This is a genomic window from Flavobacterium sp. M31R6 (genome assembly GCF_013284035.1).
In the GTDB taxonomy this organism is placed as follows: domain Bacteria; phylum Bacteroidota; class Bacteroidia; order Flavobacteriales; family Flavobacteriaceae; genus Flavobacterium.
In genome coordinates this window covers 4,072,170-4,086,478 of sequence record NZ_CP054141.1, presented here as the reverse complement: position 1 = coordinate 4,086,478, position 14,309 = coordinate 4,072,170, and the positions used below count along the sequence as shown (strand labels likewise).

17 protein-coding genes and 2 tRNA genes are annotated in these 14,309 nt (G+C 35.4%); 9 read left to right on the top strand and 10 right to left on the bottom strand.

The genetic code is table 11. From position 1 onward, the window contains the following. Positions 1 to 32: 32 nt before the first annotated feature. Genes HQN62_RS17095 through HQN62_RS17085 form a run of 3 tightly spaced genes read right to left on the bottom strand, consistent with a single transcriptional unit; the run spans position 33 to position 2,159 of the window. Complete coding sequence (locus tag HQN62_RS17095) at positions 33 to 386, bottom strand: carboxymuconolactone decarboxylase family protein (protein WP_173505256.1); 354 nt, start codon at positions 384 to 386, stop codon at positions 33 to 35. Continuing rightward, the gene (gene tatC / locus HQN62_RS17090) at positions 379 to 1,194 is read right to left on the bottom strand and encodes a twin-arginine translocase subunit TatC (RefSeq protein WP_116797273.1); all 816 of its coding nucleotides are present in this window, start codon (positions 1,192 to 1,194) and stop codon (positions 379 to 381) included. Before tatC ends, HQN62_RS17095 begins: the two co-directional genes overlap by 8 nt. Further along, a complete protein-coding gene (locus HQN62_RS17085) occupies positions 1,194 to 2,159 on the bottom strand; it encodes a KpsF/GutQ family sugar-phosphate isomerase (RefSeq protein ID WP_173505255.1) in 966 nt (321 codons plus the stop codon). Before HQN62_RS17085 ends, tatC begins: the two co-directional genes overlap by 1 nt. A gap of 85 nt (positions 2,160 to 2,244) precedes the next feature. Here HQN62_RS17085 and recQ point away from each other — a divergent pair, with 85 nt between their 5' ends. After that, positions 2,245 to 4,440: a DNA helicase RecQ gene (gene recQ, locus HQN62_RS17080; RefSeq protein WP_173505254.1), complete on the top strand. Its 2,196-nt coding sequence runs from the start codon at positions 2,245 to 2,247 to the stop codon at positions 4,438 to 4,440. A 106-nt stretch (positions 4,441 to 4,546) separates the two neighbouring features. Here the strand turns inward: recQ and HQN62_RS17075 are convergent, their stop codons facing one another. Continuing rightward, positions 4,547 to 4,783 (bottom strand): hypothetical protein, encoded by a 237-nt coding sequence (locus HQN62_RS17075; RefSeq protein WP_173505253.1) that lies wholly within the window; start codon positions 4,781 to 4,783, stop codon positions 4,547 to 4,549. A 149-nt stretch (positions 4,784 to 4,932) separates the two neighbouring features. Between HQN62_RS17075 and HQN62_RS17070 the strand changes: the two genes are divergently transcribed. Further along, positions 4,933 to 6,495 carry an NAD(P)/FAD-dependent oxidoreductase gene (locus HQN62_RS17070; protein ID WP_173505252.1) on the top strand — a complete coding sequence of 521 codons (1,563 nt, stop codon included), beginning with the start codon at positions 4,933 to 4,935 and terminating at the stop codon, positions 6,493 to 6,495. 187 nt (positions 6,496 to 6,682) lie between these two features. Here HQN62_RS17070 and HQN62_RS17065 read toward each other — a convergent pair whose 3' ends face one another. The 6 genes from HQN62_RS17065 to HQN62_RS17040 all read right to left on the bottom strand — a co-directional run bounded on the left by HQN62_RS17065 (position 6,683) and on the right by HQN62_RS17040 (position 10,709). Beyond that, complete coding sequence (locus HQN62_RS17065) at positions 6,683 to 7,642, bottom strand: quinone oxidoreductase family protein (RefSeq protein WP_173505251.1); 960 nt, start codon at positions 7,640 to 7,642, stop codon at positions 6,683 to 6,685. Positions 7,643 to 7,715: 73 nt separating this feature from the next. Beyond that, entirely contained in the window at positions 7,716 to 8,201 is a 486-nt protein-coding gene (locus HQN62_RS17060; protein ID WP_173505250.1) for a nuclear transport factor 2 family protein, read from the bottom strand. A 96-nt stretch (positions 8,202 to 8,297) separates the two neighbouring features. Then, entirely contained in the window at positions 8,298 to 8,834 is a 537-nt protein-coding gene (locus tag HQN62_RS17055) for a MepB family protein (protein ID WP_173505249.1), read from the bottom strand. A 66-nt stretch (positions 8,835 to 8,900) separates the two neighbouring features. After that, positions 8,901 to 9,527, bottom strand: a complete 627-nt coding sequence (msrA, locus tag HQN62_RS17050) for a peptide-methionine (S)-S-oxide reductase MsrA (protein WP_173505248.1) — start codon at positions 9,525 to 9,527, stop codon at positions 8,901 to 8,903. A gap of 18 nt (positions 9,528 to 9,545) precedes the next feature. Next, positions 9,546 to 10,097, bottom strand: a complete 552-nt coding sequence (msrB, locus tag HQN62_RS17045; protein ID WP_173505247.1) for a peptide-methionine (R)-S-oxide reductase MsrB — start codon at positions 10,095 to 10,097, stop codon at positions 9,546 to 9,548. 156 nt (positions 10,098 to 10,253) lie between these two features. Next, the gene (locus HQN62_RS17040; protein ID WP_173505246.1) at positions 10,254 to 10,709 is read right to left on the bottom strand and encodes a GNAT family N-acetyltransferase; all 456 of its coding nucleotides are present in this window, start codon (positions 10,707 to 10,709) and stop codon (positions 10,254 to 10,256) included. A 169-nt stretch (positions 10,710 to 10,878) separates the two neighbouring features. On the opposite strand from HQN62_RS17040, the gene idi reads away from it, so the two are divergent. The 7 genes from idi (at position 10,879) to HQN62_RS17005 (ending at position 14,057) form a co-directional block, all read left to right on the top strand. After that, positions 10,879 to 11,406, top strand: coding sequence for an isopentenyl-diphosphate Delta-isomerase (gene idi, locus HQN62_RS17035; protein ID WP_116797283.1), 528 nt, complete (start codon positions 10,879 to 10,881; stop codon positions 11,404 to 11,406). Positions 11,407 to 11,532: 126 nt separating this feature from the next. Beyond that, positions 11,533 to 11,943, top strand: a complete 411-nt coding sequence (locus tag HQN62_RS17030; RefSeq protein WP_173505245.1) for a 6-pyruvoyl trahydropterin synthase family protein — start codon at positions 11,533 to 11,535, stop codon at positions 11,941 to 11,943. Further along, complete coding sequence (locus HQN62_RS17025) at positions 11,943 to 12,401, top strand: peroxiredoxin (protein WP_173505244.1); 459 nt, start codon at positions 11,943 to 11,945, stop codon at positions 12,399 to 12,401. The genes HQN62_RS17030 and HQN62_RS17025 overlap by 1 nt, the downstream gene beginning before the upstream one ends. A 63-nt stretch (positions 12,402 to 12,464) precedes the next feature. Continuing rightward, the gene (locus HQN62_RS17020) at positions 12,465 to 13,433 is read left to right on the top strand and encodes a type I phosphomannose isomerase catalytic subunit (RefSeq protein ID WP_173505243.1); all 969 of its coding nucleotides are present in this window, start codon (positions 12,465 to 12,467) and stop codon (positions 13,431 to 13,433) included. Positions 13,434 to 13,489: 56 nt separating this feature from the next. Beyond that, complete coding sequence (locus HQN62_RS17015) at positions 13,490 to 13,759, top strand: hypothetical protein (protein WP_111410923.1); 270 nt, start codon at positions 13,490 to 13,492, stop codon at positions 13,757 to 13,759. A gap of 75 nt (positions 13,760 to 13,834) precedes the next feature. Next, a tRNA-Thr gene (locus HQN62_RS17010) sits at positions 13,835 to 13,908 on the top strand. Positions 13,909 to 13,983: 75 nt separating this feature from the next. Continuing rightward, a tRNA-Thr gene (locus tag HQN62_RS17005) sits at positions 13,984 to 14,057 on the top strand. The last annotated feature ends 252 nt before the right edge of the window (positions 14,058 to 14,309 follow it).

Here is a 14,309-nt window from a genome sequence, read left to right as displayed (position 1 = left end):
ATAAACGAATCAACAAATAAGCCTATTAACAATTATTTAGCCTCAGTTCCTTCTAACGCTTCCCAAAACTCGTATGCTCTACGCAAGTGAGGCACTACGATTGTACCACCTACAAGGGTTGCAATTCCCATAGCTTCCATCATTTCTTCTTTGGTTACACCTTCTTTATAGCTGGTTTCCAAGTGGTATTTTACGCAATCATCACAGCGCAAAACCGTTGAAGCCACTAATCCTAAAAGTTCTTTGGTCTTTACATCTAAAGCCCCTGCAGCATACGCATTAGTGTCTAGGTTAAAAATACGTTTTACTATTTTATTATTGTCTGCCAATAATTTTTCGTTCATTTTAGAACGGTATTCATTGAATTCTTGTACGATATCAGACATTTTCTTTCTTTTTATTTAGTGTTACAATTTTTGAAATCAAGATACTTACTTCATAAATAATCAGCATTGGAATAGCAACAATGGTTTGGCTCACCACATCGGGTGGTGTAACAATTGCGGCAACAATCAAGATTATTACAACGGCATATTTCCAATATTTTCTTAAAAATTCCGGAGTTACTAAGCCTAATTTGGTTAAAAAATAAATAATTATAGGAAGTTCAAAGAACAATCCACTAGCCAAAATACTGGTTTTTACCATTCCAATATACGAGTCCAACGTAAATTGGTTTTTTACCATGTCACTTACTGAAAAAGTGGCTACAAAATTCACGGACATTGGGATGACAACATAATACCCAAATAGGACTCCTAAAAAGAAAAGCAGTGAAGACGTAAATATAAATACTCTAGCATTTTTCTTTTCTTTTTCATACAAAGCAGGGCTGATAAATTTCCAAACTTCCCATAAAATATAGGGGAAACTCAAAATGAAACCCGCCAGGATACACATCCAGACAAAAATATTCACCTGTCCTTCCATTTCAGTGTTTTGAATGATAAAAGGCATTTCGGTTATACAAATGCTATCGGCAAAACCCAATTGATGTGATAATTCACAAAAATAGCGGTAGGTAAAAAAGGTAGCTCTTGTTGGGCCAAATATAATGGTGTCAAACAAGTAATCACTGATAAAATAAGTTACACATGCCATGATAATCACAGCTGTTGTACTTCTCACTAAAAGCCATCTTAACTCTTCAAGATGGTCTAAAAAGGACATTTCGCCTAGGTTTTTCTTTGCCATTATACGATTCCTTCTTTTAAAATGTCATGTAAATGCAATACGCCTTTGTATTCTCCATTGTCGACAACGATTAATTGCGTGATAGAGAAGTCTTCCATAATGTTAAAGGCATCCACTACCATATCTGTGGATTGTACTGTTTTTGGGTTTTTGGTCATAATGTCTTTAGCGGTCAATTCAGCAAAAGTATCTCTGTCATTTAGCATTCTTCGAATATCTCCGTCGGTAATTATTCCGATTACTTTGTTGTTTTCTACTACGGCTGTTACTCCTAAACGTTTTTCTGAAATTTCAAAAATTGCTTTTTTAATTGGAGTCTCAGGACCAACTTCTGGTTTCAGTGTGTGTTCAAGCATGTCTTTCACGCGAAGCAATAATTTTTTGCCTAAAGCACCACCGGGATGATAGACGGCAAAATCTTCGGCTTTAAAATCTCTCATTTCCATTAGGCATACTACAATAGCATCTCCCATTACTAATTGTGCTGTTGTGCTATTTGTAGGCGCAAGATTCAATGGGCAAGATTCAGAATCAACGGTTGTATTTAAAACATAATGTGAACCTTTGGCCAAAAAGGAAGTCATATTTCCGGTCATTCCAATTAATTTATTACCAAAACGAGTCAAAAGTGGTACCAATGATTTAATTTCTGGGCTGTTACCGCTTTTTGAAATGCAAATGATAACATCGTCTTTTTGAATCATCCCTAAATCCCCATGAATGGCTTCGGAAGCATGCAAGAATAAAGAGGGCGTCCCGGTTGAATTGAATGAGGCCACCATTTTTTGAGCAATAATAGCGCTTTTACCAATTCCTGTCACGACCAATCTTCCTTTGGAGTTGTAGATACACTGTACCGCTTCCGCAAAAGTTTCGTCAATGAAATCAATTAATCTTGCAATAGATTGGCTTTCGGATTCAATAGTTTTCTTGGCATTGGCCAGTATATTTTCCTTTGTAATCAAAACTGAGAATTTTAAATTTGTATGTGTAAAAGAAAGTTGTATCTTTATGTTCCGCAAATTTATATAAAATACCACATATTAAAGAATGAATTCAAACGAAATTGACATACACAAAGAATTAAAGAAATATTTTGGCTTTAGCCAATTCAAAGGCCTGCAAGAAAAAGTAATAACGACTTTGCTTAATAAACAAAATACATTTGTTATTATGCCAACTGGAGGAGGCAAATCACTATGTTATCAATTGCCTGCTTTAGTCCAAGATGGTACTGCGATTGTTGTCTCTCCTTTGATAGCATTAATGAAAAATCAAGTAGATGCTATTAGAAGTCTTTCTTCCGAAAATGGAATTGCCCATGTTTTAAATTCCTCACTTACCAAAACTGAAATTGCTCAAGTAAAATCCGATATTTCAGCGGGTATAACTAAATTGTTATATGTAGCTCCTGAATCCTTAACAAAAGAAGAATATGTTGCCTTTCTTCAAACTGTGCCTATCTCATTTGTGGCAATTGATGAAGCGCATTGTATTTCAGAATGGGGACACGATTTTAGACCAGAATATCGAAATCTAAAAAATATCATTAAGCAGTTGGGAGAAGTTCCTATTATTGGACTTACTGCTACGGCTACTCCAAAAGTACAGGAAGATATTTTGAAGAATTTGGAGATGGCCAACGCCACAACATTTAAGGCTTCATTTAATAGACCCAATTTATTTTATGAAGTTCGTACAAAAACAAAAAATATTGAATCGGATATTATTCGGTTTATAAAGCAACATAAGGGGAAGTCAGGAATTATTTACTGTTTGAGTCGTAAAAAGGTCGAGTCAATCGCTGAAGTTTTACAGGTAAACGGAATCAGCGCCGTCCCATATCATGCAGGTTTAGATGCCAAAACACGCGCCAAACATCAGGATATGTTTTTGATGGAAGATGTAGAAGTCGTTGTGGCGACGATTGCTTTCGGAATGGGAATCGATAAGCCCGATGTGCGTTTTGTGATTCATCACGATATACCAAAATCATTAGAAAGTTATTATCAAGAAACAGGGAGAGCCGGTCGAGACGGTGGCGAGGGACATTGTCTAGCCTATTACTCTTATAAAGATGTTGAGAAATTAGAAAAATTTCTGTCTGGAAAACCGGTTGCCGAGCAAGAAATAGGCTTTGCTTTATTACATGAAGTTGTTGCTTACGCCGAAACGTCTATGTCCAGACGTAAATTCTTATTGCACTATTTTGGTGAAGAATTTGACAGTGAAACCGGTGAAGGTGCCGATATGGATGACAATGTTCGAAATCCAAAAACAAAAGTGGAAGCTAAAGACGAAGTGCTTAAACTGTTGGAAGTTGTCAAGAAAACCAAACACATATACAAATCAAAAGAGATTGTCTTTACCTTAATTGGCCGTGTGAACGCCGTTATCAATGCCCATAAAACAGATTCTCAGTCCTTTTTTGGATCAGGTTCCAATCATGACGAGAAATTTTGGATGGCATTATTGCGACAAGTACTTGTTGCAGGTTTATTGTCTAAAGATATAGAAACCTATGGTATTATAGAGATTACTAAGGAAGGATTGGCTTTCATGAAAAATCCAGAATCTTTTATGATGTCCGAAGATCATGAATACAATGAGTCTGAAGATGAAGCCATAGTAACCGCCGCAAAATCATCTGGTACTGCTGATGAATTATTGATGTCGATGTTGCGCGAGTTGCGTAAAAAAGTGGCCAAAAAATTAGGGGTTCCTCCGTTTGTGGTTTTTCAAGACCCTTCTTTGGAAGATATGGCTTTGAAATACCCAATATCTCAAGCTGAGTTGATTAATATTCACGGTGTTGGAGAAGGAAAAGCCAAAAAATACGGTAAAGAATTTATTGAATTAATAAATCGTTATGTTGAGGAGAACGATATTATACGTCCTGATGATTTGGTTGTGAAATCTACTGGAGTCAACTCAATCAATAAGTTATATATTATTCAAAACATCGACAGAAAGTTAGCTTTGACTGATATCGCTTCCGCAAAAGGGTTGAAGATGGACGATTTGATTAAAGAAATGGAACAAATTGTTTATTCTGGAACCAAATTGAATATCAAATATTGGATAGACGAAATGCTCGATGATGATCAACAAGAAGAGATTCATGAGTATTTTATGGAATCCGAATCTGACAATATCGAAAAAGCCCTCAAAGAATTTGATGGAGATTATGATTTGGATGAATTGCGTTTAATGCGAATAAAATTCATTAGCGAAGTGGCTAATTAGTTAGCAGAAAGCAGATCTAAAAAAAATCCCATTTGGGATTTTTTTTTGTTTTCAGTATGTCTGAAATCTGAAATCTGAAATCTGAAATCTGAAATCTGAAATCTGATTACTGGTAAACTTCCCCTCGATGCGGTTTCAGTGCATCGCGTACTTGAATCATGTTTTCTTCGTTTACGACCATATAAGCAATCGCATACATTTCATCTAAGATTTGGAATCCGGTACTATTTATCGATAATTTTTCAATGGTGATGTATTCTTTCAAATGAATTTCGTGGTGTTCGGCTGTTTTTGCAGAAGCAGGACCACGAAAATCCCATATTAGTTTTATTTTTCTAGACATTATTTTATAGGTGCAAAGTTTCAAAGTAACAAAGGTACAAAGTCTATTTTGAAAATGGATTTTATATTAAAGAACTAATTTCATTTCAAAATGTTATTTTTGCATGTTCTTTTCATAAAAAGAAAAGCTAATAGAATAAATAAGATACAATGCCAAGAGAACTTTTACTTCAAGTAACACCAGAAATAGCTTCAAACGAAATGTTGTTGCGCGACTATTTGTCTAAACAGATAAAAGTTTCTGCAAATGAGATTCAGCATGTTGCTATTTTGAAACGATCCATTGATGCACGCCAAAAAGCAATCAAAATCAATTTGAAAGTTTCGATTTATTTGAAAGGAGAACCTTTTCAGGAACATAAAATAGAACTACCCGATTATAAAAACGTTTCATCTGCCCAAGAAGTTATCGTTGTTGGAGCAGGACCAGCGGGGCTTTTTGCCGCTTTGCAACTAGTAGAATTGGGTTTGAAACCAATAGTAATTGAACGCGGAAAAGATGTTCGTGCTCGTCGTCGCGATTTGAAAGCTATTAATAGAGATCATATTGTTGACGAAGATTCCAATTATTGTTTTGGTGAAGGAGGAGCAGGGACTTATTCTGACGGAAAATTATATACCCGTTCCAAAAAAAGAGGAGATGTTACTCGAATATTAGAATTGCTTGTTGCTTTTGGGGCTACAGGAGATATATTGGTAGATGCTCATCCGCATATTGGGACAAACAAATTGCCTCAAATTATACAAGATATTAGAGAGAAAATTATCGAATGTGGCGGGCAAGTTTTGTTTGAAACCCGTTTGACCGATATTTTAATAAAAAATAATGAAGTACAGGGAATTGTAACCCAAAACGGAGATACGATTTTAGCGAATAAATTAATCTTGGCGACAGGACATTCAGCTCGTGATATATTTGAATTGTTGGATAAAAAGAAAGTGCTTATTGAAGCAAAACCTTTTGCGTTGGGTGTAAGAGCCGAGCATCCACAATCATTGATTGACAGCATTCAGTACAGTTGTGATTATCGCGGAGAGCATTTACCGCCTGCACCGTATTCTATAGTGAAACAGGTTAATGGTCGCGGAATGTATTCGTTTTGTATGTGTCCGGGAGGAGTAATCGCACCCTGCGCGACGAGTCCAGGTGAAGTGGTTACCAATGGCTGGTCGCCATCCAAACGAGATCAGGCAACAGCCAATTCGGGAATTGTAATCGAATTGAAATTGGAAGATTTCAAGCCTTTTGCAAAATTTGGAGCTTTGGCCGGAATGGAATTTCAAAAAAGTATCGAACAAAAAGCATGGCATTTGGCTGGACAAACCCAAAAAGTCCCAGCACAACGAATGGTCGATTTTACACAAAATAAAGTTTCATCTAGCATTCCAAAAACATCCTATGTTCCAGGAACTACTTCGGTAGAAATGGGACAGGTTTTTCCGGGGTTTCTATCACAAATATTAAGAGAAGGATTTACTGAATTCGGTAAATCCATGCGTGGCTATTTGACAAACGAAGCCATTTTGCATGCGCCAGAATCCAGAACTTCCTCACCAGTTCGTATTCCTAGAGATGGTATTTCCTATGAGCATTTGCAAATAAAAGGATTGTATCCTTGCGGAGAGGGAGCAGGTTATGCAGGTGGAATTATTTCTGCCGCCATCGATGGAGAAAAATGTGCTTTGAAAATTGCTGAGGCGTTGAAAAATTAAAGCTTCTTATATAGGCACGCCTAAGTAAATTTTATGAGAATCCGTGAACCAAACCAATAAAACTGGCCACAGTTTAAAAAGATTTACACAGATTTCTTTAATAATGCGTATAAAATCTGTGAGAATCTTTTTAATCAGTGGCTAAAAAAATATTTGGTCCACTTTGCGGGCAGTCATAATAAATTTTTTAAGGAATCAAGATTATTTTTCCAGTACTTTTTCGGCTTTCCAGGTAATCGTGGGCTAATTTCCCTTCGGATAGCTTGAAGATTGTGGGTGCTGCAATAGTTATATCGCCATTGGCAATCCAATCAAATAATTGATGGGCTCTTTTGATACGTTCTTCTTTAGAAATCAAATAGCTCCATAAATCGCCACCAGTCAATGTTTTGGAGGTATCCATCAACATTCGCGGGTTTACAAATTCAGGATCTCCTCCTGCCATTCCAAAGAAAACTACTTGTCCGCACATTTTGGTTACCTCAAAACTATCGCTCAAAGTGCTGCCGATACTATCGTAAACGGCATCGACACCATTTGGACAAAAAGCGAATACTTGTTTTTTCCAATCTTCAGAATATAGAAAAACTGTGTCGGCTCCATTTTGTTTAGAGACTTCAGCCTTTTCAGAAGAAGAGGTTAGTCCAATAACTTTAGCGCCTAAAAGTTTGCTGATTTGTGTCAAGAATTGTCCGACTCCACCAGCCGAAGCATGAACCAATACGGTTTCTCCTTTTTGAGTTTTATGACTGTCGGTTGCCAAATAATGTGCGGTCAAACCCTGTAATAAAATGGTGGCTGCAGTTTCGAAAGAGATACTCTCAGGCATAGGGATTACGTGGTCAAGAGGGACAGCGACCAACTCAGCATTAGCAAAAGGAACATCGGTAAATGCTACTCTGTCACCAATTTTAAATTCTGAATTTTCGTTGGTTTCCACCACAATTCCGGCACCTTCATAACCCGCAATAAATGGTGGGTTTCCTTTGAGATGGTAATTTCCTTTGCGTCTGTACACATCAGCAAAGTTGAGGCCGATTGCTTTCATTTCGACCAATATTTCACCTGATTTTAATATTGGCGAAGGGATTTCTATATATTCAAGTACATCGGAATTTCCGAATGTAGAGAAGGTAAGTGCTTTCATTGTTTGTTTTTTTAGCCTGCAAAGAAAGCTAAATTTTAGGATTTAATGAAAGTTAGGAATGCGAAAAGAGAGGTTAATGGTCATAGCTTATCATTCTAGAAATTTTCCATTGGTTATCTACTTTTTTCCAGATTGCAAGAAATTTAAATGTACCTATTTCCTCTTTTCCGTTTTCCATGTGTCGGAATTGATGAGTGGCAATTTCTATAGCTCCAAAATCTTTTATAGGATGTACCTCAAGGCTGCCTTTTACTAATTGTCGAGTCAATTTGTTTTCGTTTTTAAACATTTTTTCAAAATTGGAAAAAACGGTTTCATAAGAAAGTAGTCCGCCATTGTCTTGGTACCATTCCAAATCTTCTGTAAACATCGGTTTGAATTTTACCATATCTTTTGCATTAAATGCGTCAAAAAGATTGGTATCCATTGTTGCAATTTCATTATATAATTCTTGCGAAGTTGGAGCCACTTTTTTTTCTTGGGCTTGAGCAAAATTTTGACCTATAATCAATAGAAATAACAAATAAAATGGTTGAAATTTGAATGCTTTTTTTCTCATCGTTTTAAATATTAAGAAATAAGTTGTTGAAATTTAGATTTGTATTGTTTTTAAAGATAGGAAAAGAATATTAGATTTTAATAATCGCAACTTTTTTTAGTCTTCTGTAAGGAATAGTAATTTTGCTCGTTTTAGATCTATTGTTTGGTCTTTTTGTATTTCCAAGAAATAATCCAATTGCCATTTCTGTGTTTTTTGCGCTTGTTTACTTGTCGTTATATCCCAAGGTGGATAAACTCGAATAGCGCGTTTCCCTTCTTTTTTATCTGAAACTATTTCTTTGGTTATCAAAATTGATTTTGGAAAAACAAACATCCCGAAGTAATTGTCTGTTCGAGTACTGACAATAAATAAATCAATTGGATCAGTTGAATCAAAAGGCTGAATAGGGCCTTGATTTATTCTTTTCCATAGCGTAACGAATTGCCCCGTTTTGGTAGGGGTAATTTTTGCTGTTCGAAACAGTATATTTAAATTATTTAAGGCAAAAGTACAGGCTCCATATTCAGAGCTTTCGGATTCAAGAATGGGTTGGGTGAATTCGAAATTACAATTGTCAAAAAATATTTTTTGGATTGAAATTAAATCTTTCGGAATACCTTCTGAAGTAATCCAAGGTTTTTGTATGTTCATTTGGGAAATTTAATGTTTGTGAAATAAAAAAGCCGAAAATGGATTTCGGCTTTTATAAATTGGAAACTACTTTTTAGTTTTCAATTTATCTTTGAATACTTTCTCAAATTTTTCAAGCTTAGGCTGTATGACCATTTGGCAATACGGCTGGTTTTTATTATTTGCATAATAGTTTTGATGATAATCTTCGGCTTTGTAAAACTTGGTGAAAGGTTCTATTGTAGTCACGATAGGGGCATCATACGCTTTAGCTTTTTTTAATTCGGCTATTATGGATTGTGCTTCTTGTTTTTGTTCTTCATTATTGTAAAAAATTACAGAACGGTACTGTGTTCCTCTATCGGCACCTTGTCTATTAAGGGTTGTTGGGTCGTGAACGGTAAAGAATACTTTGAAAATTTCATCAAGATTGGTCACGTTTTTGTCAAAAGTAATTTGGACTACTTCGGCATGACCTGTAGTTCCGGAACAAACTTCTTCATAACTGGGATTGGCTATTTTTCCTCCCGAAAAACCTGAAACAACAGATTTTACTCCTTTTAAGTTTTCGTAAACAGCCTCTACACACCAGTAGCATCCTCCGCCAAGTGTTATGGTTTCAAAATTAGATTGTGTCATTTTTTTAGTTGTATTATTGTTTTGTGAAAATAGTGTTCCGGTAAATAGCAAACAGGCTAAAATTATTGTTTTCATTTTGATATAATTTGAGTTTTATTTAGCATCTGGGACAAAATCAAGAGCTATGGAATTCATGCAATATCTTTTGCCTGTTGGTGCAGGTCCATCGTCAAACAAATGTCCTAAATGTCCGCCACATCTGCCACAAAGAGCTTCAATTCGTTCCATTCCAATAGAATTATCGTTTTTAAATACAATACTTTTTTTGTTTTCTTGTTCAAAAAAACTTGGCCATCCACAACTGCTCGCAAACTTGGCTCCGGAACGAAAAAGGAGATTACCACAAGCTGCACAATAATAGGTTCCTTTTACGTCGGTATTCCAATATTTACCGGTAAAAGGCCTTTCGGTATCGGCTTTGCGAGAAACTAGATAAACATCTTCCGGGAGAATTTTTTTCCACTCGGCATCGGTCAAATTCAGTTTTGTAGTATCGGTATGAGAGTAATATGGATTTCCAGGTTTACTTTGATAAGTTTCAACTGGAACCATTTTGTTACTATTCGTTTCTTTACTCTGCCCGCAAGCTTGAAAAACAAATAAGGGGAGTAATAATAAAGTAAAAAAGAATGATGTTGTTTTCATGGTGTTTGTTTTTATTCCCAAAAGTAAAGGACAAATTACAATCAAAATGTCGGGTATTTTACAATTCGATTTCTATTTATACAATTTTTAACTATTGTTACTTACGTTAAAAAAGACTTTTTGGTTTTAAAAAAAAGTAATGAATAAGATATTTTGCTATAAACCAATACGCATATTGATTAAATGCTTTTTGAAGCCTGCCTTTTCGTATGCTCTTATTGCCGAAGAATTGTCACTATAAACATCCAATCGCATTTCAAATATACCTTGTGAGTGAACCCACTTGCTTAGCGCTTCAATAATTTGGGTATTTACTCCTTTTCCGCGGTGATCCGAGTGCGTGTACATAAAACCCAAATAGGCATATAATTTGTGATTCAAATAGGGTTTTGCATTCTCAATTCTGGCATATCCGGAGCCTATAATTTGGTCATCCAAAACGGCAACAACGACTTCAACATCTAGGGCCAAAATCATTTTTCCTATGTCATAATAACTTATTTTTTCCTCTTTCAATGTTGGGTCAAATGGACGCTCGGCGGCAATAATCCCTTGCTCAAATTCCAGGAGTATGGCTAGGTCGTCTAAGGTTGCATTTCGCGTATAAATCATTGTGATTGTCGTGAATTTTATTACATCAAATATACAAAAGGGAATGTAGAATTTCTGTAGCTACGGTTTTAAGATTTATCAAGAGAAATAACTTCCACAAAAAGCAAAAAAATGTTAAGGCCTTAAGAAAGCATATCTTTTTTGTACTTTTGTGTCATTAATAGATTATATGGAAGAAGAACAAGTAATATTAGTAAATGAATTGGATCAACAAATTGGTTTAATGGCCAAATTGGAAGCACATGAAAAAGCCATTTTGCATCGTGCTTTTTCTGTTTTTGTTTTAAATGATAAAAATGAAATTATGCTCCAACAACGAGCGCACCAAAAATACCACTCCCCTTTATTATGGACGAATACCTGCTGCAGTCATCAGCGAGACGGTGAAACAAATATTCAAGCCGGTAGCCGCAGATTGTATGAGGAAATGGGTTTTAAAACGGAGTTAAAAGAGCTTTTTAATTTTATTTACAAAGCTCCCTTCGATAACGGTTTGACTGAGCATGAGCTTGATCACGTAATGATTGGCTATTATAATGATGAGCCGATGATTAACCCCGAAGAAGTTGAAGACTGGAAATGGATGAAAATTGAAGATATTCAAAAGGATATGCTTTTAAATCCAGAAATTTACACCGTTTGGTTCAAAATTATTTTCGATGAATTTTACCATTTCTTAGAAGAACATACATTATAAGAAGGCAGAAGTTAGAAGTCAGAAAGCAGATATTAGAGATTTTAGAATACAGAAATCTAAAATTAAAAATCAATAAGCTGAAGTCTGCAATCTAAAATCTGCAATCTAAAATCTAAAATTTTCCCTATGAGAGTAACCTTATCCAGAAAAGCCCATTTTAACGCAGCTCATCGTTTGTATAGAAAAGATTGGACTTTCGAACAAAATGATGCTGTCTTTGGCAAATGCAATAATCCTAATTTTCACGGACACAATTATGAATTAATAGTAAGCGTTACAGGTGAGATAGACAAAGAAACAGGCTATGTTTTGGATGTGAAGTTTCTAACCGATATTATCAAGGAAGAAGTAGAGGATAAATTTGATCATAAAAATTTAAATCTGGATGTACCCGAATTTCAAGATTTAAACCCTACAGCAGAGAATATTGTAGTGGTGATTTGGAATAAGATTAGGAAAAAAGTAAAATTAGATTTGGATCTTGAAGTGGTTCTTTATGAAACACCACGCAATTTTGTAACCTATAAAGGAGAATAATGGAACTGAAAATAGGAGATAAAATTCCAAATTTTAAAGCAAAAGATACTAATGGAAATGACTTTGACAGCCAAGGAATAGTTGGACAAAAACCATTGGTTATTTATTTTTATCCAAAAGACAGCACACCGGGATGTACGGTCCAAGCCTGTAGTTTTAGAGATCAATACGAAGATTTTAAAGATTTGGGTGCCGAAGTAATTGGAATCAGTAGTGATAACATTGCGTCGCATCAAAAGTTTACCCAGCAATATAATCTGCCTTTTATACTTTTGTCGGATTCGGACAAGAAAATAAGAAAGCTTTTTGGAGTGCCTTCAGGTTTGTTCGGAATATTGCCTGGCAGAGTTACTTATGTTGCGGACAAAACCGGAACAATAATTATGGTATTTGACAGTATGATGGCAAAACGCCATATTCCAAAAGCGCTTGAAGCGATCAGAGAATTAAAGCAATAAATTGACAAAATAGTATTGTGGTTTGATTATTAAAATGTAGAAATTTGTAAAAAAAATAAAAACATGAATTCAAAAATATATCCGTTACAGTTTGATGCAATCCTCAAAGAAAGAATTTGGGGTGGAGAAAAATTAAAAACAATTTTGAATAAACCAATTACCTCTAGCATTACTGGTGAAAGTTGGGAGTTATCCACTGTTGAAGGAGATGTAAGTGTTATTGCAAACGGTGATTATAAAGGAAAAGCATTGACAGAGTTAATCAATGAATTGCCAAACGAAATTTTAGGAACTGCTGTTTACAAAAGATTTGGAAATCAATTTCCATTGCTTTTTAAATACTTGGATGCTCGTGAAGATTTATCAATTCAAGTACATCCTAATGATGAATTGGCTAAAAAGCGCCATAATTCTTTTGGAAAAACCGAAATGTGGTACGTTATGCAAGCTGATGAAGATGCCAGAATTATTGTTGGTTTCAAGAAGGATTCAAGTTCGAAAGAATATGTAGAGCATCTAAATGACAACACGCTGATTGATATATTGGATACTGTAAAAGCAAAGCCTGGGGATGTGTTTTTCTTGGAGACAGGAACAGTTCATGCCATTGGAGCCGGATTGGTTATAGCCGAAATACAACAAACCTCGGATATCACATATCGTTTATACGATTTTGACCGTAAAGATGCCCAGGGAAATACTAGAGAACTTCATGTTGATTTGGCTTTGGATGCCATAAATTACAAAAAAGTTGATACCTATAAAGAATACGCCAAAGAAGTAAATAAGTCAAATACAGTTGTTGACTGTCCATACTTTACGACTAATTTTATTCCGTTGGAGAATAAAAAAGAGGTTGTGAATTCAGGATTAACCTTTGTAGTGTATATGTGCACGGAAGGTTCTTTTGAAATAGCCTACGATGGAGTAACTTATAAATATATAAAAGGAGATACAGTGCTTATTCCTGCTGCAATGAAGAGCTATAATCTAAAGGGAAAAGCTTCTATTTTAGAAATTTACATTTCATAGTTGGGAATAGAAAGATTATGTGTACTTTTGCAAACGCAAATTAAATAAAAAATAAAATGGCAAACGTTAAGAATTTAAAGAAAGACATCAACTACGTTTTAGGAGATATTATTGAAGCAGTTTACTTGTTTGAAATTTCTACAACAGGAAAACCTACTGAAGAAACGAATGCATTGATTGACGAAGCTATCGCTGCTTTTGATGTTTTGATCACTAAAGTGAATGCTAAAAATGTTGAAAACAAAAAAGCACATTTCAAACAAATAAATGTAGAATTGGAACAAACTGCTAATCAATTGATTGGTAAAATCAACGATTTGCAGTAAAAAAAAGGTCAAAAAAAGTTTGAATTTATTTTGGAAAAAAGAAATTCAAGCTTATCTTTGCACCCGTAATGAGTCGCCAGCGTAGCTCAGTTGGCTAGAGCAGCTGATTTGTAATCAGCAGGTCGTGGGTTCGAGTCCCTCCGCCGGCTCTTTTAAAAAAAAACCATCTATTCATTTAGATGGTTTTTTATTTAAGTTGACACATTACAAAACATATTGAGTCCGCCAGCGTAGCTCAGTTGGCTAGAGCAGCTGATTTGTAATCAGCAGGTCGTGGGTTCGAGTCCCTCCGCCGGCTCTTTAGTAAAACCATCTAACTCTTGTTAGGTGGTTTTTTGTTTTAGGCCGTTTTGTAAATTTATGGAGCAGGAAGATTAGGTGTTTTTAGCAGACATTAGTCCCGCTATCCGTTACAATCTTATAAGCCGAACCCCAGCTTATAAGGATTTCCACTCCTATCGGGGCTAAAGAGAGTGATATTGCTTCTTTTCTTTCATCCAAAAAAAATAAAAAAATCAGACTCATATTTCAAGAAATGCTGCTAGTAGCG

Bases quoted from the DNA above. Each gene is read 5' to 3' on its own strand.
- msrB (WP_173505247.1), bottom strand. From the start codon at position 10,097: ATGAAAACAACATCATTCTTTTTTACTTTATTATTACTCCCCTTATTT.
- msrA (WP_173505248.1), bottom strand. From the start codon at position 9,527: ATGAAAACAATAATTTTAGCCTGTTTGCTATTTACCGGAACACTATTT.
- HQN62_RS17040 (WP_173505246.1), bottom strand. From the start codon at position 10,709: ATGATTTATACGCGAAATGCAACCTTAGACGACCTAGCCATACTCCTG.
- idi (WP_116797283.1), top strand. From the start codon at position 10,879: ATGGAAGAAGAACAAGTAATATTAGTAAATGAATTGGATCAACAAATT.
- HQN62_RS17060 (WP_173505250.1), bottom strand. From the start codon at position 8,201: ATGAGAAAAAAAGCATTCAAATTTCAACCATTTTATTTGTTATTTCTA.
- HQN62_RS17055 (WP_173505249.1), bottom strand. From the start codon at position 8,834: ATGAACATACAAAAACCTTGGATTACTTCAGAAGGTATTCCGAAAGAT.
- HQN62_RS17065 (WP_173505251.1), bottom strand. From the start codon at position 7,642: ATGAAAGCACTTACCTTCTCTACATTCGGAAATTCCGATGTACTTGAA.
- HQN62_RS17025 (WP_173505244.1), top strand. From the start codon at position 11,943: ATGGAACTGAAAATAGGAGATAAAATTCCAAATTTTAAAGCAAAAGAT.
- HQN62_RS17070 (WP_173505252.1), top strand. From the start codon at position 4,933: ATGCCAAGAGAACTTTTACTTCAAGTAACACCAGAAATAGCTTCAAAC.
- HQN62_RS17015 (WP_111410923.1), top strand. From the start codon at position 13,490: ATGGCAAACGTTAAGAATTTAAAGAAAGACATCAACTACGTTTTAGGA.
- recQ (WP_173505254.1), top strand. From the start codon at position 2,245: ATGAATTCAAACGAAATTGACATACACAAAGAATTAAAGAAATATTTT.
- tatC (WP_116797273.1), bottom strand. From the start codon at position 1,194: ATGGCAAAGAAAAACCTAGGCGAAATGTCCTTTTTAGACCATCTTGAA.
- HQN62_RS17030 (WP_173505245.1), top strand. From the start codon at position 11,533: ATGAGAGTAACCTTATCCAGAAAAGCCCATTTTAACGCAGCTCATCGT.
- HQN62_RS17075 (WP_173505253.1), bottom strand. From the start codon at position 4,783: ATGTCTAGAAAAATAAAACTAATATGGGATTTTCGTGGTCCTGCTTCT.
- HQN62_RS17020 (WP_173505243.1), top strand. From the start codon at position 12,465: ATGAATTCAAAAATATATCCGTTACAGTTTGATGCAATCCTCAAAGAA.
- HQN62_RS17095 (WP_173505256.1), bottom strand. From the start codon at position 386: ATGTCTGATATCGTACAAGAATTCAATGAATACCGTTCTAAAATGAAC.